Annotated in this window: 17 protein-coding genes; 7 read left to right on the top strand and 10 right to left on the bottom strand. The window is 34.1% G+C overall.

What is annotated here, in order from left to right; genetic code table 11:
- Window positions 1-2 precede the first annotated feature (2 nt).
- Window positions 3-899, bottom strand: coding sequence for a peptide chain release factor N(5)-glutamine methyltransferase (gene prmC, locus ACHMWN_RS13325; RefSeq protein ID WP_397301918.1), 897 nt, complete (start codon window positions 897-899; stop codon window positions 3-5).
- A gap of 48 nt (window positions 900-947) precedes the next feature.
- Between prmC and ribD the strand changes: the two genes are divergently transcribed.
- From ribD to ACHMWN_RS13305, 4 genes are all read left to right on the top strand, one after another.
- Window positions 948-2003 carry a bifunctional diaminohydroxyphosphoribosylaminopyrimidine deaminase/5-amino-6-(5-phosphoribosylamino)uracil reductase RibD gene (gene ribD / locus ACHMWN_RS13320; protein ID WP_397301916.1) on the top strand — a complete coding sequence of 352 codons (1056 nt, stop codon included), beginning with the start codon at window positions 948-950 and terminating at the stop codon, window positions 2001-2003.
- The gene (locus tag ACHMWN_RS13315; protein ID WP_397301913.1) at window positions 2000-2866 is read left to right on the top strand and encodes an EamA/RhaT family transporter; all 867 of its coding nucleotides are present in this window, start codon (window positions 2000-2002) and stop codon (window positions 2864-2866) included. The genes ribD and ACHMWN_RS13315 overlap by 4 nt, the downstream gene beginning before the upstream one ends.
- Complete coding sequence (locus ACHMWN_RS13310; RefSeq protein WP_397301911.1) at window positions 2856-3470, top strand: IMPACT family protein; 615 nt, start codon at window positions 2856-2858, stop codon at window positions 3468-3470. Before ACHMWN_RS13315 ends, ACHMWN_RS13310 begins: the two co-directional genes overlap by 11 nt.
- A gap of 65 nt (window positions 3471-3535) precedes the next feature.
- The gene (locus tag ACHMWN_RS13305) at window positions 3536-4399 is read left to right on the top strand and encodes a nucleoside phosphorylase (RefSeq protein WP_397301908.1); all 864 of its coding nucleotides are present in this window, start codon (window positions 3536-3538) and stop codon (window positions 4397-4399) included.
- Here the strand turns inward: ACHMWN_RS13305 and ACHMWN_RS13300 are convergent, their stop codons facing one another.
- On the bottom strand, window positions 4400-4795 hold the full coding sequence (locus ACHMWN_RS13300; RefSeq protein ID WP_397301906.1) for a DUF1398 domain-containing protein: 396 nt from the start codon (window positions 4793-4795) through the stop codon (window positions 4400-4402).
- Window positions 4796-4804: 9 nt separating this feature from the next.
- Window positions 4805-5851: an aldose epimerase family protein gene (locus tag ACHMWN_RS13295; RefSeq protein ID WP_397301904.1), complete on the bottom strand. Its 1047-nt coding sequence runs from the start codon at window positions 5849-5851 to the stop codon at window positions 4805-4807.
- 67 nt (window positions 5852-5918) lie between these two features.
- Here ACHMWN_RS13295 and ACHMWN_RS13290 point away from each other — a divergent pair, with 67 nt between their 5' ends.
- The 3 genes from ACHMWN_RS13290 (at window position 5919) to ACHMWN_RS13280 (ending at window position 8434) form a co-directional block, all read left to right on the top strand.
- A complete protein-coding gene (locus ACHMWN_RS13290; RefSeq protein WP_397301901.1) occupies window positions 5919-7070 on the top strand; it encodes a galactokinase in 1152 nt (383 codons plus the stop codon).
- A 121-nt stretch (window positions 7071-7191) separates the two neighbouring features.
- Window positions 7192-7722 (top strand): RNA methyltransferase, encoded by a 531-nt coding sequence (locus ACHMWN_RS13285; RefSeq protein ID WP_397301899.1) that lies wholly within the window; start codon window positions 7192-7194, stop codon window positions 7720-7722.
- A gap of 55 nt (window positions 7723-7777) precedes the next feature.
- Window positions 7778-8434, top strand: a complete 657-nt coding sequence (locus tag ACHMWN_RS13280; RefSeq protein ID WP_397301896.1) for a YdeI family protein — start codon at window positions 7778-7780, stop codon at window positions 8432-8434.
- A 73-nt stretch (window positions 8435-8507) separates the two neighbouring features.
- On the opposite strand, the gene ACHMWN_RS13275 is transcribed toward ACHMWN_RS13280, so the two are convergent.
- The 7 genes from ACHMWN_RS13275 to gltB form a co-directional block, all read right to left on the bottom strand.
- Window positions 8508-10631, bottom strand: coding sequence for a xanthine dehydrogenase family protein molybdopterin-binding subunit (locus tag ACHMWN_RS13275; RefSeq protein ID WP_397301893.1), 2124 nt, complete (start codon window positions 10629-10631; stop codon window positions 8508-8510).
- On the bottom strand, window positions 10631-11614 hold the full coding sequence (locus ACHMWN_RS13270) for an FAD binding domain-containing protein (protein ID WP_397301890.1): 984 nt from the start codon (window positions 11612-11614) through the stop codon (window positions 10631-10633). Before ACHMWN_RS13270 ends, ACHMWN_RS13275 begins: the two co-directional genes overlap by 1 nt.
- Window positions 11611-12231 (bottom strand): (2Fe-2S)-binding protein, encoded by a 621-nt coding sequence (locus ACHMWN_RS13265; protein WP_397301887.1) that lies wholly within the window; start codon window positions 12229-12231, stop codon window positions 11611-11613. Before ACHMWN_RS13265 ends, ACHMWN_RS13270 begins: the two co-directional genes overlap by 4 nt.
- Before the next feature lie 110 nt (window positions 12232-12341).
- Complete coding sequence (locus tag ACHMWN_RS13260) at window positions 12342-13241, bottom strand: retropepsin-like aspartic protease (protein WP_397301884.1); 900 nt, start codon at window positions 13239-13241, stop codon at window positions 12342-12344.
- Window positions 13242-13264: 23 nt separating this feature from the next.
- Window positions 13265-14524 carry an erythromycin esterase family protein gene (locus tag ACHMWN_RS13255; RefSeq protein WP_397301882.1) on the bottom strand — a complete coding sequence of 420 codons (1260 nt, stop codon included), beginning with the start codon at window positions 14522-14524 and terminating at the stop codon, window positions 13265-13267.
- 206 nt (window positions 14525-14730) lie between these two features.
- Window positions 14731-16197 (bottom strand): glutamate synthase subunit beta, encoded by a 1467-nt coding sequence (locus tag ACHMWN_RS13250; protein WP_397301880.1) that lies wholly within the window; start codon window positions 16195-16197, stop codon window positions 14731-14733.
- Between the two features lies 1 nt (window position 16198).
- A complete protein-coding gene (gltB, locus tag ACHMWN_RS13245; protein WP_397301878.1) occupies window positions 16199-20707 on the bottom strand; it encodes a glutamate synthase large subunit in 4509 nt (1502 codons plus the stop codon).
- Window positions 20708-21112 lie beyond the last annotated feature (405 nt).

Below are 21112 nucleotides of genomic sequence, written 5' to 3'. Positions count from 1 at the left end.
TTTTATAAACCTGCCTTGATCATTCTATCTTTTCCTTGCATATCTTTCTTTAACTCAATGTTTTTAAAGCCTTTATCTTTTAATAAACTAACTGTTTGTTGACCTAAATATTCATTAATTTCGAAGAAAAGTAGGCCGTTCTGTTGTAAGTTTTTTAATGCAAAATTTGCAATGGCTTCGTAAAATATCAATGGTTCTTTGTTGCTTACAAATAAAGCTCTATGCGGTTCATGTGATGAAACATTTGAATGCATTTCTGCTTTTTCGTTTTCTGTAATATATGGCGGATTGCTTACAATTATAGAAATGGAAGATGGAAGATGTAAAATGGAAGGTGTAAGTATATCTTGATGTATAAATTCTATTTTAACATTGTTTAACTCTGCATTTTGTTTTGCTATTTCTAAACTATCTACTGCAATATCTAATGCATAGATTGCTGTGTCTGGCAAATTTTTCTTTAATGCAATGGCGATGCAACCGCTTCCTGTACCAATATCAAGTATATTTTTGATTGACGATTGACGATTGACGCTTTTAACATCCGAACTATCAACTGCAAATTGAGAATTGTAAACTGATATTATCCACTCTACTAGTTCTTCAGTTTCTGGTCGTGGGATTAAAACAGACTCATTTACTTTGAGTGTTAAACCATAAAAATGTGCTTCACCGATAATATATTGAATAGGTTTGCCAGTTTGGAGTTCTTTTAAAACAGTTTCGAATTTTGAAATATCAGCTATGGAAATAGCTTGCTCTTTTTTTAAAAGATAATCAGCTCTGCTTAGGCCTAACAAATGATGAAGCGTTAGTAGAAATAATGCGTGAGCTTCACCTTCTGGATAAAGTGAATTTAAATCTGTGCTAAACTTTGTTGCTAATTCCTTTAATTTCATTTGTGGTAAAAATAGCTATAATCATGACAATAATTTACTTTTGCACTAATGAGTGATGAACTTTACATGCGACGTTGTTTGGAATTAGCCGCAAAAGGAATGGGCAATGTAAGCCCTAATCCTATGGTTGGTTGCGTAATAGTTCAGGAAGGCAAAATTATTGGAGAAGGTTATCATCAGAAATTTGGTGAAGCACATGCCGAAGTTAATGCGATAAATGATGTATTTTCTAAATTTGGAGATGAAGCTTCTTCCCTACTTAAAAATGCAACTGCTTACGTTAACTTAGAACCTTGTGCTCACTTTGGCAAAACTCCACCCTGTGCAGATTTACTAGTTAAACATCAGTTAAAGAAAGTTGTAATTGGTAATACCGATCCATTTTCTGGTGTGAATGGTAAAGGGATTGAAAAATTGAAAACTGCAGGAATTGTTGTGGTTACAGGTATTTTGGCAGATGAATGTAGTTTTTTAAATCGTAGATTTTTCACTAGAATTGAACAACAACGACCATTCATTATCCTAAAATGGGCACAAACTGCTGATGGTTATTTTGCCCCAACCGATACGACACAAAAATGGATTTCTGGTCCTGAAGCTAAACAATTAACGCATCAATGGAGAAGTGAAGAAGATGCAATAGTAGTTGGTAAACAAACAGCATTAATTGATAATCCACAGTTAACAGTTAGAAGTGTAAAAGGAAAAAACCCTATCCGCATTGTAATTGATAGAATTTTAGAAATTCCTGAGACTCACCATATTTACAACAAGGAAGCTAAAACCATCATTTTTAATGAATTAAAGACTGATGTAATTAACAATATCCACTTTGTGCAAATGGAAGACATGCAGTTTTATTTAGCGCAAAAAATAGCTTTTCAATTGTATTTAATGGATATTCAATCCGTAATAATAGAAGGTGGCGCTCAAATCTTAAATCAGTTCATAACGGCTAATTTATGGGATGAAGCAAGAGTCTTTACAGCTAAAACCGAATGGAATGATGGTATTAAAGCTCCTTATTTGAAAGGAAATATAGTAGAGACTTTACAAATTGGCACCGACGAATTAAAAATTTATTCACCTTACTCACAAAAATGATTTATTTAATTTTAAGTATTAGTTGCAGTGTTATTGTTGGCGTTTTGCTTAAACTGGCTAAACGTTATCAAATTAACATTATGCAAGCCGTAACGTGGAATTATTTATTCGCTATTGGGTTGAGTGCTTTCTTTTTTAAACCCGATTTTAGCCCGATCAATTTAAGTGTCATCTCTCCTATTTATAGTTTACTTGGCCTATTGCTTCCCGCAATTTTTCTAATTCAGGGTTTTTCCGTACAACAAACCGGCTTAGCAAGAACTGATATTGCACAACGTTTATCCTTATTTATATCGCTTTGTGCAGCTTATTTCTTATTTAATGAAAGCTTTGATCGTTTAAAATATGTAGGCCTAATTATTGGTTTTATGGCGATAATATTTACTATTTATCGTAAAGCTGGAAGTCCATCGTCAAAACATACATGGTGGTATTTATTGTTAGTTTTTGTTGGTTTTGGAGCAATTGATGTGCTTTTTAAACTTGTTAGCCAAATTACAGTTATTCCTTATACCACTTCATTATTTCTAATTTTTTGTATTGCTTTTGTATTTTCTCTGCTCTATATTTTATATCTAGCCATTACTAAGAAAACCAAAATTCAACTCATTAACTTTGTTTGTGGCTGCGTATTGGGTTTTTTCAATTTTGGAAATATTTTATTCTATCTAAAGGCTCACAGAGCTATGGCAGACCAACCATCAACTGTGTTTGCGGCAATGAATATTGGCGTAATTATAATTGGAAGTTTAATTGGTATCATCTTATTTAAGGAAAGATTGAGCAAACTGAATTATACTGGTTTATTACTGGCATTAATAGCCATTGCATTGATCACTATATCGAAATTGCATGCTGTTTGACGATAGGTATAAAACTATAAAAACCACTTCCGAAGGTATTTTTAGAGATAAGGGTAGTAAGTTTATTGGTTATGCTTTTCCTATTTCTAGCGAAACTGAAATTAAAAATATCATCTCAAAAATTAAAGCAGAGCATAGCAAAGCAAGGCATTTTTGCTGGGCTTTACGTTTGTCGCCAGATAGAAGTATTTTTAAATTAAATGATGATGGAGAACCTTCTGGAACTGCAGGGAGGCCAATTCTAAACACGCTACTTTCCGCAGAAGTTACAAATATTATCGTAGTTGTAGTTCGTTATTTTGGAGGAACTTTGTTAGGTGTTCCAGGTTTAATTAACGCGTATAAAACCGCTACTGTTGAGGCACTTGCAGTAAATGAAATCATTACAAAAACAGTAAACGATGTGTATGAAATTCATTTTGATTATTTGGAGATGAATACTGTTATGCGCATTATAAAAGAAGAACAATTAACCGTCCTTAATCAGGAATTTGACACGAAATGTGTAGTTAAGTTTGAAGTCAGAAAGTCAAATTTGAATACTGTTTTAGGTAAATTAGAAAAGGTTGAAGGCGTTGAAATTAAATATGTAAGTACTATTTAACTCATGTATTACCAATACCAATGAACTTATTTTATTAAGTTTGTTTATACCAAATACCTATTGTTATGGCAAAATTATCAGAAGCTGATTTAATTATCAATCCAGATGGAAGCATTTACCATTTAAACTTACTTCCAGAAGATATTGCAGATACAGTTATTACAGTGGGCGATTTGGATCGTGTTTCTGAAATCAGTAAACATTTCGATTCTATTGAAATTAAAAAAGGAAAAAGGGAGTTTATAACGCACACAGGTTATCTTGGAAAAAAACGAATTACCGTACTTTCTACTGGTATTGGTACCGATAATATCGATATTGTTTTTAATGAATTAGATGCACTAGTAAATATTGATTTCACTACGAGAGAAATTAAGAAAGAATTAAAATCGTTAGATATTATTAGAATTGGTACTTCTGGAGCAGTACAAGCTGATATCCCAATGGGTACTATTTTAGCTTCTTCTTTTGGTTTAGGTTTTGATGCGTTAATGAACTATTACATGCATCAAATTTATGGTGATGAACATAGTTTATTAGATAGCATTAAATCTCATTTTTCACATATTAAAGGTATTCATCCTTATTTAACCGCTGCGGATCAAGGTCTATTACAAACAATTGGTAAAGGAATGGAACAAGGAATTACCGCAACTGCTCCAGGTTTTTACGCTCCACAAGGCCGACAAGTACGAGCAAAAAATGCAGTTCCTGATTTTATAAGTCAATTAAATAGTTTTGAAGAAGGTAAAGCCAGAATTACCAATTTAGAGATGGAAACTGCAGGAATTTATGCCTTAGCCAAAACATTAGGACATAAAGCATTGTCTGTGAATGCGATATTAGCTAGTCGTGTAAAGTTTGAGTTTAGTAGTACGCCTGAGAAAATTGTAGAAAAAGCAATTAAAATGGTTTTAGAACGCTTGTAACTAGTCTACTGTTGGAATATCTTCAACAACAAGTTCATGACCAGCCATGTCCAAATAAGTTACCGTCATAGCATTTAAATCAGTAATCCATTTTTCTACGCCTGCAAAAGCTGCTTGTTTACAAAAGGTTTGATAATCAGTTTCGCCTTGTTGATGGATTTTTAAAGCTTCTTTCAAATCCGTTGCTGACGATTCTTCTTCTATTAATAAATTTTCATATGCTGGTGGACTTTCTACTGTGTAATCGCCATCACCAAAATAAATCGTCATTCCATTCATTACATACACATCATATCTGGCCACACCCATTTCTTTAATATCTGCAATATATTGAGGAAAATCAACTCCAGTTTTAGTTTTTTGATGTGCAGCTTTTATTTTTTCGAGTGTAAACATGATGGTTAATTATTTGGTTAAAACTTTATAAATAGTCGTTTGAGTATAAATTTCTTCTGGTCTTAAAATAGTACTTGGAAAATGAGGGATATTAAGTCCATTTGGATGATGTTGCGTCTCTACGCAAAAAGCATCATACGCATTATAATCTCTCCCACCTTTACCATTTTTAACATCTAAATATTTTGCTGTGTATAAATGTGCAACTGGCTCGGTTGTGTACACTAACAAAGATAAACCACTACTTGTTTCATTAGTTTTACTAGCTAAGGTTAACGATCCGTATTCTTTGTCTAATACAAAAGTTTGATCATAGCCTTCAGTTGCATCCCAATCTGTCTCAAAAGCTTTTTCTTTTCTAAAATCATGTGCTGTATTTTCAACAGGAATTAATTTGCCAGTAACCACATAATTATAATCCTGCTCTAAATAATTAGATGCATTCATTTGATGAATATGTTTGCCGATATTTCCGCCAGTTGGCGATAAATTAAAATAACTATGATGAGTTAAGTTAATTGGTGTAGCTTCATCTGTATCTGCTTGATAGGTTAAAATAAGTTCATCATTATTAGTAAGTTCAAACGTAAGTTGTACGGCTAAATCCCCTGGAAAATTTTCTTCTCCATCTAAGCTGAAATACTGAAAAGTTACGCTGGCATGTGGTTCTTCTCCAACACTAATAATATCCCACATTTTTTTATCAAATCCTATTTTGCCTCCGTGTAAACAATCGTTCCCATTGGTTTTAGCTAATTGATAATCAATACCATCTATGTTAAATTGTCCATTTTTTATACGATTTGCATAACGGCCTATGATAGCGCCAAAATAAGGGTAATTGGATAAATAAGCTGGACTAATATAATCTTCAAATTTATCGAAACCTAAAACAATGTCTTGTTGTTCGCCTTTAGCATTTTTAACTATAAATTGGTTAATAATAGTTCCATAATTAAATATTTTCACCAAACTTCCTTTATCGTTACTTAATTCGACTGCAATTACCTCTTTTTTATCAATAAAATTGCCTGTATTTATCTGCTTTACTTTCATAAATTGTATCTTAGACCGTCAGCTAAAATACAAATAAACTTATAACCCTGCGAAGAAAATACCATATATGAACAGTCAATTATCCGAAACCTTTTTTGAGAAATATAAGCAACATCCAACTGCTACTTACTTTGCTCCTGGCCGCGTTAATTTAATAGGAGAACACATAGATTATAATGGCGGTTTAGTAATGCCATGTGCAATTACAGCTGGTACTTGGTTACTTTTAGCGCCAAATAACGATAATGTAATTAGATTTAGTAGCATTAATTTTAAAGAGGAAGGAACGTTTCAGCTTCAAAAACAATACAGCAAAACTTGTAAAGAATGGTACAATTATCCATTAGGAGTTTTTCACGAATTACAACAGCAAGGTTGGGATGCTAGCGGTTTAGACTTACTATATTTTGGTAATATTCCAATTGGTTCTGGACTTTCTTCATCTGCTTCAATTGAAGTACTTACTGCTTATGCCTTAAATGATTATTACGATTTAGGGAATGATAAATTAGCATTAGTAAAACTTTCGAAAAAAGTAGAAAATGAATTTATAGGCGTTAACTCTGGTATTATGGACCAGTTTTCTATTGCTTTTGGCGAAGCAGACAAGGCCTTGGTTTTAAATTGCGATACATTAAAATACAAAGTAGTTGATTGTAATCTTGGAGATTACGTTTTAGCGATTATTAATACCAATAAAGTAAGAGAACTATCGGAATCAAAATACAATGAGCGTGTCGCAGAGTGTGAAACCGCTTTAAAAGCACTGCAACATGAAATAAAAATAAATAATTTATGTGAGTTAACGGCAGATAAATTTGCCTTACATAGTCATTTAATAGCTGATGAAACTGTTTTAAAAAGAGCAACTCATGTGGTTAAAGAAAACGACAGAGTTCATTTAGCAGCAAAAGCATTAAATGCTGGAGAGTTAGAAGAATTTGGTCGATTAATGTACGCTTCACATCAATCACTAAAAGATTTATATGAAGTAACAGGTAAAGAATTAGATGCTGTGGTAGATTTTTGTAAAGATTATGAACATGTTATCGCAGCAAGAATGACAGGTGCTGGTTTTGGTGGTTGTGCCATCGCTCTGCTTAAAAAAGGGTATGAAGAAGATTTTGCAAAACAATTAACAGATTACTATGTAGCGAAAATTGGTTATCCAGCAGCTATTTATATTCATCAAATTGGTGATGGTGTGAAAAAAATATAAAAATAGCCGCAGATTCGCAGATTATTAAACCTAAACTATCAATCTTTAAAATTTAATAATATGTTTTAATCAGTTTTGAAGCTGATATAATCTGCGAATCTGCGGCAATAAATTAAAGAAAATGCGAAAGTTAAAACTCGATGAATTAAATCGTGTCGATATTAAAGAATTTAAGGAACAGGATAAATTACCTGTTGTTGTAGTGTTAGATAATGTGCGAAGCATGCACAATGTAGGTTCTGTTTTTAGAACTGCAGATGGTTTTTCGATAGAAAAAGTAATTTTATGTGGAATAACTGCTCAACCGCCACATCGTGAAATTGAGAAAACAGCTTTAGGTGCTACACAATCTGTAGATTGGATTCACTTTGAAGATACGTTGGTTGCAGTAGATACCTTACGTCAAAAAGGATATGAAATAATCGCGATAGAACAGGCTGAAAATAGTACCATGCTTAACGTTTTTAAGCCTGATTTGAAAAAAAAATATGCATTGATATTTGGTAATGAAGTAAATGGTGTAAGTGATGAAGTGATGCAAAAAATTGATAACTGTATAGAAATTCCACAATTTGGCACTAAACATTCTTTTAACATAGTGATTTCTGCAGGAATTGTACTTTGGGATTTCTTTGCAAAATTGAGATTGTAAAATAAAGTTCTAACGAGATCTTTTAATTGAGGAGAAGAAACATTGTTTATTTAATATGGAAAATACGCTACTCAAAAAACTACAAATTAAACCTACTTTTAAAGTTAAGGTTCTTAATGCTCCTGAAAACTTTCCCGCTATCATAGGAAATATACCAACAGACATTGATATTTTATTTAATGATGTATCAGCATTTGATGGATTATTTGTATTTGCAATTACAAAAGCTGATTTATTAAATGCTTTAAAAACAGAAACAATAGGTACTAAAACAATTTGCTGGATTTTTTACCCCAAAGCAAAATCAAAATTAGCTAGTGATTTAAACCTAATGCAAAGTTGGGATGATTTAAAAACGTTTAATTTAACGCCTTGTGGTTCCGCTGCTATAGATGAAACGTGGACAGCATTGAGAATTAAACCAGAATCTGAATTAAAGAGATCAGGTTTAGGAAATACTGAAATTGTCCAAAGTGATTATGGGAAATATATTGATGTAGCTAACAAAATTATTAACCTACCAGAGGATTTAGCAATAGAACTCAAAAAACAACCCTCAACTTTTGATTTTTATCAAGGTCTATCCTATTCTAATCGCAAAGAATATGTGCTTTGGGTTTTATCTGCCAAACAAGAAAAAACTAGAATAGATAGAATTTCTAAAACTGTAGAAAAATTAGCTGCTGGAAAGAAAAATCCTAGTGAAAAGTAAAATTAACCACATAGAAAAATAGTTTATAGGCTTTAATTTTTTCTATGATCCTATCTGTCTATGTGGTTATAGACTAAGCTTGCAAAACTTTATCTGGAGTAATTGGTAAACTTCTAATTCTTTTACCAGTAGCGTTAAAAACTGCATTAGCAACTGCACCAGCAAAACCAATTAATGCAATTTCCCCCATCCCTTTTGCTCCCATCGGATTAACAATAGGATCAGGTTTATCAATAAAAATCACATCAATATCTGGCACATCTGCATTTACAGGTACATGATAATCTGCAAAATTATTGTTTACATATCTTCCATATCGATTATCTAGAATAGCTTCCTCTGTTAATGCCATTCCAATACCTCCAACTGCTCCACCAACCATCTGACTTCGGGCAGTTTTTGGACTTACAATTTTTCCTGAATCCCCTACTGAAACAATCTTACTCACTTTTACCACACCTGTCAATTGATGCACTTTTACTTGCACAAAGTGGATAGAAAAGGAATACATTGAATAATTTTTAGCTTCTGGATTATTTTGTGAAGATTGAATTGTTTTTTCAATCATTGGTAGATTATTTTTCTTCAATACATCAATAAAGTTGGATGTTGCATCCATATTGGAATTAGCTGCTAACTCTGCAATCGTCGCTTTTAAGGCAACACAAACATCATTTACAGCGCTTCCCACTGTAGATAAAGTTGCTGAACCACCCTGACTTGGGGCGGGCGGTAAAGAAGAATCACCTAATTCAAAAACTATCTTATCAACCGGAATATTCATTAATTTACTGGCAATTAATGTCATTCCAGTTCCAGTACCAGGACCAATATCACTCGTTGCACTTTGTAAAACTAGCGTGCCATCAGCTTTTAAAATCCCTTTTACACTTGCTTTACCTCTACCTGCATTAAATACGCCTACACTTACTCCATAACCAATGTTCCAAGAACCATCAATGATACTTCCAGGTTTGTTTTTCCGATTATTCCATCCGATTTTAGCCGCACCCAATTTATAGGCCTCTTTAATATATTTACTAGAAAATGGACGCTTTTGCGATGGATCTTTTTCAGGGTCATTTTTGGTTCTAAAATCTAATGGATCCATATCCAACGCATGTGCCATTTCATCAATTGCACTTTCTAAAGCGAAAGCTCCAGTAGCTTCTCCAGGACCACGCATCCAAATAGGTACACTCATATCTAATGGGATGACATAATAGTTTGTATTTACGTTTTCCGAATCGTACATGAACTTAGTCATGTTTACCACACCTTCGGTAAAATTCTCGTAAGTAGCGGTCTGACCAAAAGCAGTATGAGTAATTCCTGTTATTTTTCCATCTTTTGTAGCACCTAAACCAATTTTCTGATAAGCAGCTGGTCTATTTCCAACCATGGTAAACATTTGGTCGCGAGTAATAACTAGCTTAACAGGCTTTTTTAATTTTTTTGATGCCATAATTGCGGCAATTTCCAGTGGCCAAGTTCGCAAAGCCATTCCGAAACCACCACCAACAAATTGAGAATTAACCTGAATGTTTTCTGCTGGTATTTTAAAGACGTTTGCAATGGTATTTTGAGTTGATTTTACGCCTTGTGTTTTTGCATAAACAGTTACTTGATCATTTGCTCTCCAATCTGCAATAATCCCATGCAATTCCATCGGATTATGTGTTTCAACTGGCATTGTGTAAGTCTGCTCAACTTTTACTTCTGCTGTTTTATAAGCATCGGCTACGCCTCTTACGTATGGTGCCTGACCTTGCAGTTTTTTAACACTTGCATCTTTAATACTCGATTCAAAATCAGTATTAAAAGCAGTTTTATCATAACTTACTTTAACTAATGATGCTGCATAAGTTGCTCTTTCAAAAGTGTCTGCCACTACAATTGCAATAGGTTGTCCATTAAAGAAGACTTGATCTGTATAAAAGATCTTCATTGGTGAACCACCAGTTTGCTCATAACCAGTAGCAGATGGTTTATTCAAATGAGACAATACATCTAAAACTCCAGGAGCATTCTTAGCAGCTTTGGTATCAATAGACGTAATTTTCCCTTTGGTGATCGTACTTGTTACTAAAACCCCATAAGTTAATCCAGGTAATTGATATTCAGCAAAATATTTCGCTTTTCCAGTTACTTTATCTACACCGTCAACGCGGTCATTTTCATCCACAAAAAATTCCATTAGGCTTTAGATTTAGCTATCGTTAACGCTTCAATTAATGTATTAGGTGCTAGTTTAAGTTTAAAATCATTTTCTCCAAAACCTCTAGCATCCTTCATGGCTAGTTTTGCAGCTTCTTCGAAAGTAGTTGTAGTTGCTGGTTTTCCTTTTAAAAACTCTTCAACTAGTTTTAAACGCCAAGGTTTATGTGCTACTCCTCCCATTGCTAAACGAACATTGGTAATTATATTATTCTTCATTTCTAAAGCAGCAGCCACAGAAACTAAAGCGAATGCGTAAGAAGAGCGATCTCTCACTTTTAGATAATGAAAATTCTTGTTCAAATTGTTTACTGGAATTTCCAATCTAACGATCAATTCTCCTTTTTGAAGATTATTATCTTTCTCTGGTGTTGTTCCAACCAAACGATGGAAGTCTATAAAATTGATTTTTCTTTCGCCTTTTGAACTTGCTAGTACCACTTGTGCATCTAATGCGACTAAACCAACGCACATATCGCTCGGATGTACAGCAATACAAGATTCAGATGTACCAAATATCGCATGCATTCTGTTGTAGCCACCAATTGCGCCACAACCACTTCCGGGCTGACGTTTGTTACAAGGCATTGTTGTATCGTAAAAATAACCACAACGAGTACGCTGCATCATATTACCACCAACTGTTGCAACATTCCTTAATTGTGCAGATGCGCCAGCTTGCAAAGCCAACATTAATAAAGGAAATTTCTCTTTTACTAATGTATTCTCAGCCAATGCCGAATTAGAAACTAATGCCCCGATATGTAAAACGTTATTTTTTAACTCAATTTGTTTTAAAGGCAAATGATTAATGTCGATTAATTTTTCTGGAGCAGTAACTCCCCTTTTCATTAAATCAACCAAATTTGTTCCTCCAGCAATAAATGTTGCTTTTGGGTCTTTACCTATTAAACTTAATGCAGTTTTAATTACTGAAGTTCTTACGAATTGAAAATTAATCATATCGCTTTCCCTCCTTCTTTAACTTCTTGTATTGCATCAACTATGTTGGGATAAGCTCCACAACGACAGACGTTTCCACTCATATATTCCCTAATTTCGTCTTTTGAGTTCGCATGACCTTCGCGGACACAAGCAACAGCACTCATAATTTGTCCAGGTGTGCAATAACCACATTGAAAACCGTCGTGTTTAATAAAAGCTGCCTGCATTGGATGTAGTTCATCGCCTTTAGCTAAACCTTCAATTGTAGTGATGCTTTTCCCCTCGTTCATTACCGCTAAACTCAAACAAGAATTTACACGTACACCATCAACGTGAACCGTACATGCACCACATTGTCCGTGATCACAACCTTTTTTTGTTCCTGTTAAGTGAAGTTGTTCTCTTAATAAATCTAATAAGGTAACCCTAGGTTCTACTTTTAAAGCATAAGGCTTGTTGTTGACTTTTAAGTTTAATGGGATTTTCTCAAAAAGATCTGCAAAACGTTCATCAACTTTCTGATCTGCTGCTTTTAAAACCGTTATTGGTGTTAATGATAATGCAGTAAAAAGTGAAGTTTTCTTTAAGAAATCGCGGCGAGTATCACCAGATTGGTTAGTGTCAATTTCAGACATAGGAAACAATTAAAATATGCAATGGGATATTTAGTTAAATATCGCAATAACATAGTTTGTTTTTACTAGGTTTTGATAATTTAGAAGGATTCTATGTTGATAGGTATTCTCTACCCTTTCCAATATGCTGTATTCATTAATTTATTTGGTTTCAGATAGATATTTGCTCTTTGTGCATCAATGATAATATTGAAACGCTTTAATAGATCTCCACCCATAATGCTCATTTTTTGTCGACCTAGTGCTCCTGTAAAAAAGCTAACTGGAGCTTCTCTTAGTATCGTTTGTCCAATTTTAACTATTGGAATTATCGCTTTTTTTGTCTTCAGAACATTACCGAATGAATCCTTTAATGTCTTTTCATCAATTACTTTTAACCGACTATCAATAGCATTATCTACTGTAAACTTATCGTCTAGTAAAATCGTTCCGGCGTAACCAGAATGAACCAAAAATTTATTGTGCATTGTTTGTTGATCTATTCCTAACTCACCTTCTACAAACATCATTTCATCTTCAAATGTGAGTTTCAATTTTTCAAACTCTTTTATTTTGGTTGGTAACTCATTATAAAGTACAATCAGTTTTTGATCAAAATTAATTTCGATCATTTTATTAGCAAAAAGCTCTAATCCGAATTTTCCATCTGTTTCTTGGCCAGAATTGGTGTTTTCCCAAATCGGAATATTCTCCCATTTTAACTCACCAATTTGCAGCACATTACTTTTGCTAAACCGCGATGAATTTCCATTTCCGCCCCAACTTTTAACACTATCGCTACGATCAAAAACAAGGTTTTTCATTTTCTTTGTAGCTTCTTCCGTTAAAGTCAATGAATTTGCCGCTGTATGAAACATTAAGTTTACTGTATCTTTCTGGTTAATTATAGCCTTTATTTTTAGGTTGTTATAAGCGGTTAACTCAAAAGGAATTTTAGTTTGTGAAAAGATAAAAAGTGGACAAAATAATATGAATACAAAAATTGAACGCGAGAAGGAATGCTTAAACATAGTTGAATTTTTAATGCAAGCTACTAAAATTTAGCAACTGATTTTTCGCAAGGATACATATCTTTTATATAAAAAATCCCATCAAATACTTGTGTCCATACAGCTTCATTATAGCTATGATATTTGCCTTTCATGTTGAAATATTCAAGTGAATTTGGATTTAAGTCCCTGAATTGTTTAAAATCTATAAAAGCATATTTTGTGTCATCGTTAATCCAAGTTTCAAAACTGTTTTTAGCTGGAGAAATCACGTTGTATGTATTTGGAATGGTGATTCGTCCAGCTGTTCCATATTTAGAACTAAACCCAACAATATAAGTTTGTTGATTTAATAAACTATCACGTGTAAAAAAATGTCCCATGTTAATCCAATTTTCATTTGTTAATCTTGGTATAATAAAATCTCTATTCTTTAAAATATGAGCACTATGTGCCCAAACAATAATCTTCTGATCTGGAAATTTCTGATTAACCAACCACTTTAAATTTTCAGCCATTTGTTTATCCCGTATTTCCATATAATCTTTTCCTTTTGTTAGAAAAGAAATGCCGCTCTTAGAACTCTCCTGTAAATTGTGTAGTACTAAAAGCTCAAAACTCCCTTCCCACTTTTTAGGAAGCTGTTTAAATATGCTATCAACCTGACTGATAAATAATTTATGCTTAGTTAAATCTTTACTTATTCTTGTTGAATTTATAAAAGGCAGAAATTCAGTTTCGTAAAATTTGGATTTAATAAATGGAATATCATTCATTTTTAGAAAATCATCAATATACTTTTTTAAGTTGTTACTGTATTTTCCATGAACCTGACTATCAAATCCACTTATCGTAATAGGATTTTTTGTTGCAAAACTTCTAGAAACATAGGTGTAAAAAAGATTATCACATTGTTTGCAATTCGTCCAAATGGAAAAGATATTTTGTCGTATAAAATCATCAATAGCACTTTTTTGTTTTTGCAAATGATCCCAGCCTTCATTTAATGCAAAAAAATCGCTTTCAAAAGCGAGCACATTAAATCCTTTTTTCTCGTGAAGATATTTGATCAATCTTGTTTTTGCCAAAAAAGTAGGTGCATCACCATGGTCTTGTTCTCCAAGCATCACAATTCTTGAATTACCTATCGCATTACCAATAGTTTCAAAATCAGAGAAATCTATGGAATCAGGATCAATAGTTCGAATAGTATTTAGGTTTTTCTGTACATAATTTTTAATCTGTTTTTGAGCGAAACCTTGCAGTCCGAAGAAGAGAAATAGTAAGATTGATAGCTTTTTCATGTTATAGTTATGGTTAACAATTAAAGCTAATAATAATATGTTCAGAAGGTAAATGATTAACAGAGTTTAACAAGATTAACTCTTTTTAACATAGTGGAATTAAAAAAGCCACAGATCTTCAGATTTTAATCTGCGAATCTGTGGCTTTTAATTTATTGTCTGAGATTGCTTGTGAAGAACAACACCTCGCAATGACGGTTTATAGTTTAAGCATACGCAACCGCATCTTTCGATGGTAATTTGCTATATCCCATTAAGTATTCATCAACTTTTCTAGCGGTTTCTCTCCCTTCAGAAATTGCCCAAACGACTAAAGATTGACCTCTACGCATATCTCCAGCAGCAAAAACTTTAGGGATATTCGTTTGGAAATTACCTTCAATTGCTTTTACATTTCCACGTTCGTCTAGTTCTACGCCTAATTTTTCTAATAAACCCTGTTTTTGAGGATGCAAGAAACCCATCGCCAATAAAACCAGCTCACAAGGATATTCTTTTTCAGTACCTGGAATTTCTTTAAAGCCTAAAGCTCTTCCATTCGCATCAATTTCCCACTGCACTTCAATTACGCTTAACGATTTAAGATTACCATTCTCATCGGCATTGAATTTTTGAGTATTTACAGCCCAATTTCTATGTGCACCTTCTTCGTGAGATGAAGTAACTTTCAATAACATTGGATACTGTGGCCATGGCATATGCTCTGTTCTGCTTTGAGGTGGCATTGGCATAATTTCAAACTGTGTAACCGATTTTGCACCATGACGGTTCGATGTTCCGATACAATCAGAACCTGTATCACCGCCACCAATTACAATTACATTTTTTCCAGTGGCAATTAATTCTTTTCCATCTACTTTTCTTCCACTAACACGTTTATTTTGTTGTTTTAAGAAATCCATAGCAGGATAAATCCCTTCTAATTCTCTTCCTGGTAAGTTTAAATCTCTTGGAATAGTTGAACCACCTGCTAAAACTAATGCTTGATAATCTCTTAACAAAGTGCTTAACTCTACATTTTCGCCAACATTAGCATTGCATTTAAATTCTATACCTTCTTCTTCCATTAATTTAATGCGACGCTCTACCACATCTTTCTGTAGTTTAAAATCTGGGATACCATATCTTAACAAGCCACCAGGAACATCATCACGTTCAAAAACTACCACTTCATGACCAGCTTTATTTAATTGAGCTGCAGCTGCTAAACCCGCAGGACCAGAACCAATTACGGCTACTTTTTTACCAGTCCTAATTAATGGCGCATTTGCTTTGATATATCCTTTATCAAAAGCTATTTCAATAATGTGTTTTTCAATTTCTTCGATAGAAACAGGTGATTTATTGATACCTAATACACAAGCGCTTTCACATGGCGCTGGACAAATTCTACCCGTAAATTCCGGAAAATTATTTGTGCTTAATAATATCTCTGTTGCATTTAACCATTCACCTTTATAAACGGCATCGTTAAATTCTGGTATCACATTACCCAATGGGCAACCCGATTGGCAAAAAGGCACACCACAATCCATACAACGAGCAGCTTGATGATTCAATTGCTCTGCCGGAAGTGGATTTAAAAATTCATTATAATGTTCTAGGCGTTCGCTAGGTTGTTGTCTGGTAGGCGAAACTCTTTCGTACTCCAAAAATCCTGTAACTTTTCCCATCTTAATTGATTTTAACTTGTTGACGTTGTAATAAAACTGCTTTATATTCTTTAGGGAATACCTTTACAAAGTGTGCCGATTGATTTTCCCAATCGCTTAAGATAAATTCTGCAACTCTACTGCTAGTTAATCGAATATGATTTTTTAATAAAGTCTGAATTCTTTCTTCGTCTTCTGCATCTAGTGGATCTAAATCAACCATTTCTGGATTGCATTTATTTGCAAAAGTTTTGCTTACATCGTAAATCCATGCAATACCACCGCTCATTCCAGCTGCGAAATTGCTACCTGTATCTCCAATCACTAGCACTTCCCCACCAGTCATGTATTCGCAACCGTGGTCGCCAACACCTTCTACAACGGTAGTTGCCCCAGAGTTACGAACCGCAAAGCGTTCACCTGCTTTTCCGCGTACATATAATTCGCCAGAAGTGGCTCCATATAATGCAACGTTACCAATAATAATGTTTTGTTCTGGCACATAATTAATATCACTAAAAGGATAAATAACCAATTTAGCACCTGATAATCCTTTACCTACGTAATCATTTCCTTCCCCCTCTAAAGTTAGAGTTAAGCCTTTAGCAGCAAATGCACCAAAACTTTGTCCAGCAGAGCCAAAACATTTAAAGTTAATCGTATCAGCAGGTAATCCAGAGCCCTTATGAACTTTAGAAATTTCATTTGAAAGCATTGTTCCAATCGCTCTATCAGTGTTTTTTACATCGAAATTGGCGAAAACAGGTTCGTTATTTAAAATAGCAGGTTGTGCCTTTTCAATTAATTGATGATCTAAAACTGTATCTAATCCATGATCTTGAAACTCCGTTTGATACAATGGCAAACCATTATCAGGCTCTTTGTATAATATTGGAGCTAAGTTTACATATTTCAATTTCCAATCTCCGTCGGCAATTTCTCTGGTTTTAAGCATTTGCGACTGACCAATCATTTCATTTACAGTTCTGAAACCAAGCTCTGCCATGATTTCACGCAATTCTTCTGCTAAGAAATGGAATAAATTAACCACATGATCTGCATCACCAGTAAATAATTTTCTTAATTCTGGATCTTGTGTAGCTACACCAACTGGACACGTATTTAAATGACATTTACGCATCATAATACAACCAGAAGTTACTAATGCTGCAGTTGCCACTCCCCATTCCTCGGCACCTAATAAAGCAGCAATAGCGATATCACGACCAGTTTTTAATTGCCCATCGGTTTGTACTACTACTCTACTCCTCAATCTGTTTTTTACCAAAGTTTGGTGTGCTTCTGCCAATCCTAATTCCCAAGGTAAACCAGCATGCTGAATAGAAGTTAATGGCGATGCACCAGTTCCACCATCGTAACCTGAAACTAAAATTACATCGGCATGCGCTTTAGCAACACCTGCTGCAATTGTACCTACACCAGCTTTAGAAACCAGTTTAACATTAATTCTAGCGGCTCTATTTGCATTTTTCAAATCGAAAATCAGCTGCGCTAAATCTTCAATAGAATAAATATCATGGTGTGGTGGCGGAGAAATTAAACCTACTCCAGGTGTAGCATGACGAACTTTTGCAATCCAATCATCTACTTTGTGACCAGGTAATTGACCACCTTCTCCAGGCTTTGCTCCTTGAGCCATTTTAATTTGTAGCTCATCAGCATTGGTTAAATAATAACTAGTTACGCCAAAACGAGCAGAAGCGATTTGTTTAATTGCAGAGCGCATTGAATCGCCATTAGCTAGTTTTTCATAACGCATTTCATCTTCTCCACCTTCTCCAGTGTTGCTTTTTCCGCCAATGCGGTTCATAGCAATAGCTAAAGTTGAATGTGCTTCGTGCGAAATCGACCCAAATGACATCGCTCCAGTAGCAAATCTCTTTAAGATAGATTCGGTTGATTCTACTTCTTCTAATCCTATTGCTTTGCGGTTATAGTTAAATTCTAATAAGCCACGGATAGTATAGGCTTGCTGAGTTTGCTCATTAATTAGTTTAGAATACCTCTTAAACGTAGCGTAATCATTTCTTCTAGTCGCATTTTGTAATAAGTGGATAGTTTCCGGATTGAACAAATGTTTTTCTCCGCGTCTTCTCCATTTATAGGTTCCACCAGCAGTTAAAATTGGTTCTGCTTGTGTTTTCGGACCAAAACTACGACGATGTTTAATCAAGGTTTCATGCGCAATTTCATCTAATCCTAATCCACCTATGCGAGATACGGCGCCAGTAAAATGTGTATTTACTACTTGTTCATTTATACCTAAAATTTCAAATATTTGCGCACCATGATACGATTGTAATGTTGAAATTCCCATTTTAGAGAAGATCTTTAACAACCCATTGTTCACTGCGTAAATATAATTTGATATTAATTTTTCAGATTTTAAGCCACTTTCTTTATCAAAACCTTTAATAGTTTCTAATGCTAAATAAGGGTTAACAGCAGTTGCACCAAAGCCAATTAACGTAGCAAAATGATGTACTTCCCAAACATCACCCGCTTCTATTACAATGCCAACCGCACCGCGATAACCTTTTCTAATTAAGTGATGGTGTACAGCTGAAACTGCTAATAAAGAAGGAATTGCAGCGTGTTCTGAATCAATTGCTCTATCTGAAAGTACAATAACCTGGAAACCATCTTCAACAGCATCAACCGCATAACGACATAAACGATCTAACGCTTTTGCCATTGCTCCTGGTTTTCCATCAGCTCTAAAATACATTTGCAAGGTTTTAGATTGGAATAATCCTGTATCGATACTGCGTAATTTTTCCAATTCTAAATTGGTTAATATTGGATGTTTAATACCTACACAATGGCATTGCATTTGATTTTCTTCCAATAAATTACCATTATTTCCCATAAACCCAGCCAAACTCATCACCACTTTTTCACGAATTGGATCAATTGGTGGGTTAGTTACTTGAGCAAACAACTGTTTGAAATACGATGATAAATGTTGAGGTTGTTTAGACAAAATAGCCAATGGTGTATCTGTTCCCATCGAGCCAATTGCCTCTTTACCTTCAATGGCCATTGGTTTTAACAATAGATCGATATCTTCTCTACTGTAACCAAATACTTGTTGATATTTAAAAATAGAATCTGATGCCAAATTGGTAAACATTACCCTTGGCTCTGGTAATTCTTCTAATCTAATTTGATATTGATTAATCCAATCTGCATATGGTCTACGGCTGCAAACTTGTTGTTTAATTTCTTGATCGCTGATAATTCTACCTTGTTGCATGTCTACAACAAACATTTTTCCAGGAGTTAATCTGCCTTTTTCAATTACTGTACTCTGATCAATTGCTAAAGCTCCCGATTCTGATGCCATAATTACACGATCATCACTAGTTAGCACATAACGAGATGGACGTAAACCATTACGATCTAAAGTTGCACCAATTAAATTCCCATCGGTAAATGCAATAGCTGCTGGACCATCCCACGGCTCCATTAATGATGCATGAAATTGATAGAATGCTTTTTTAATTGGATCCATATCGTCATTACCATCCCAAGCTTCTGGAATTAACATCATTAACACATGTGGTAAAGAACGACCTGCATGCAATAATAATTCAACCACGTTATCCAAACAGCCAGAATCTGATTGTGTTTCATCAATTACTGGAAGAATCATATTTAATTCTTCAGGTGTAAAATACGGTGATGCAAAAGATTTAACACTCGATCTAAACCAGTTTAAATTCCCTTGTAACGTGTTAATCTCACCATTGTGAGCAATAAATCTAAAGGGTTGAGCTAGTCTCCATGATGGGAAAGTATTGGTTGCAAAACGTGAATGGATTAAACCAAAAGCCGAAACCATTCGCTTATCACTCAATTCTGTAAAATAGGTTCTAACCTGCAAAGAAGTAAGTTGACCTTTATATATAATAGTGCGTGAAGAAAATGAAACAATATAAAATTCATCTTTACTTCCAGCTACGGTGTTATAAATTGTTTTGGTTAAATAGGTTTTGAGTACAAAAAGTTTACGTTCAAAATCAGCTCCTTCGGCAATATGATATGGTCTAGCGACAAATACTTGTTCTATTTCTGGTTCTACAGAAAGAGCCATATTCCCAATATCGGTAGTATCTACTTGTACTTTTCTAAATCCTAAAATTTCTAATCCAAGTTTTTCTGCAGTCCGATAAATAATTTCACGGCATTCCTCTCTAGCACGAATTTCTTTAGGTAAAAAAAGCTGGCCAACTCCGTAATCGCCATAAGCAGGTAAACTGAAACCAGTTCTTAAGCATTCATCGAATAAAAATTCATGAGGAACTTGAATCATAATCCCTGCCCCATCACCTGTATTTGGTTCTGCACCACAAGCGCCGCGGTGATCTAGATTTTCGAGAATAGTAATGGCATCCGAAATAATTTGGTGCGATTTACGCCCTTTTACATGTGCTACGAAACCGATACCACAGGCATCATGTTCAAAGCTTTTACGGTACAATCCCTGGTGTTCATTCAAGTGGTTCATTTGCGTACATTTTTAGTAGAATGATACTATCTATAGAAAGGTTTCAATCGACTTGTCTATAATAATTTCATTTGGTTTTTAGTTAGTGTATAGGAAACACTAAGATAATGAAAAATAACTGCAAATTACATTATCAGTAATCTTTTTTTGAATAAAATATATTTTAGTGAAATAATCCTAACATAATTACAAATTTGACAACTGAAATCGTTATCATTTATCAATTTGGCAATTTGATATTTATTATTTATGCATAACAAATGATTAACCAGGCTTTAAAAGCTGTTTTTACTAATGTAAAATACACGAAATCTCCCAGCTGATATTGCCAAAGTAATTGCCTTTTTTGGGTATCTGCCATAAGATCTAGGTAGTTTTTAATTTCTCGCTAAATTGACTTAAATT

The sequence above is a fragment of the Pedobacter sp. UC225_61 genome (genome assembly GCF_044452285.1).
Lineage (GTDB): Bacteria > Bacteroidota > Bacteroidia > Sphingobacteriales > Sphingobacteriaceae > Pedobacter.
This window is presented reverse-complemented; position numbering and strand designations above follow the sequence as displayed.

What these genes read in the sequence shown, in the direction of transcription:
- ACHMWN_RS13280 (WP_397301896.1), top strand. Translation starts at nt 7,778, where the DNA reads ATGGAAAATACGCTACTCAAAAAACTACAAATTAAACCTACTTTTAAA.
- ACHMWN_RS13250 (WP_397301880.1), bottom strand. Translation starts at nt 16,197, where the DNA reads ATGGGAAAAGTTACAGGATTTTTGGAGTACGAAAGAGTTTCGCCTACC.
- ACHMWN_RS13275 (WP_397301893.1), bottom strand. Translation starts at nt 10,631, where the DNA reads ATGGAATTTTTTGTGGATGAAAATGACCGCGTTGACGGTGTAGATAAA.
- ACHMWN_RS13305 (WP_397301908.1), top strand. Translation starts at nt 3,536, where the DNA reads ATGGCAAAATTATCAGAAGCTGATTTAATTATCAATCCAGATGGAAGC.
- ACHMWN_RS13290 (WP_397301901.1), top strand. Translation starts at nt 5,919, where the DNA reads ATGAACAGTCAATTATCCGAAACCTTTTTTGAGAAATATAAGCAACAT.
- ACHMWN_RS13260 (WP_397301884.1), bottom strand. Translation starts at nt 13,241, where the DNA reads ATGTTTAAGCATTCCTTCTCGCGTTCAATTTTTGTATTCATATTATTT.
- ACHMWN_RS13270 (WP_397301890.1), bottom strand. Translation starts at nt 11,614, where the DNA reads ATGATTAATTTTCAATTCGTAAGAACTTCAGTAATTAAAACTGCATTA.
- gltB (WP_397301878.1), bottom strand. Translation starts at nt 20,707, where the DNA reads ATGAACCACTTGAATGAACACCAGGGATTGTACCGTAAAAGCTTTGAA.
- ribD (WP_397301916.1), top strand. Translation starts at nt 948, where the DNA reads ATGAGTGATGAACTTTACATGCGACGTTGTTTGGAATTAGCCGCAAAA.
- ACHMWN_RS13265 (WP_397301887.1), bottom strand. Translation starts at nt 12,231, where the DNA reads ATGTCTGAAATTGACACTAACCAATCTGGTGATACTCGCCGCGATTTC.
- ACHMWN_RS13255 (WP_397301882.1), bottom strand. Translation starts at nt 14,524, where the DNA reads ATGAAAAAGCTATCAATCTTACTATTTCTCTTCTTCGGACTGCAAGGT.
- ACHMWN_RS13285 (WP_397301899.1), top strand. Translation starts at nt 7,192, where the DNA reads ATGCGAAAGTTAAAACTCGATGAATTAAATCGTGTCGATATTAAAGAA.
- ACHMWN_RS13295 (WP_397301904.1), bottom strand. Translation starts at nt 5,851, where the DNA reads ATGAAAGTAAAGCAGATAAATACAGGCAATTTTATTGATAAAAAAGAG.
- prmC (WP_397301918.1), bottom strand. Translation starts at nt 899, where the DNA reads ATGAAATTAAAGGAATTAGCAACAAAGTTTAGCACAGATTTAAATTCA.
- ACHMWN_RS13315 (WP_397301913.1), top strand. Translation starts at nt 2,000, where the DNA reads ATGATTTATTTAATTTTAAGTATTAGTTGCAGTGTTATTGTTGGCGTT.
- ACHMWN_RS13310 (WP_397301911.1), top strand. Translation starts at nt 2,856, where the DNA reads ATGCTGTTTGACGATAGGTATAAAACTATAAAAACCACTTCCGAAGGT.
- ACHMWN_RS13300 (WP_397301906.1), bottom strand. Translation starts at nt 4,795, where the DNA reads ATGTTTACACTCGAAAAAATAAAAGCTGCACATCAAAAAACTAAAACT.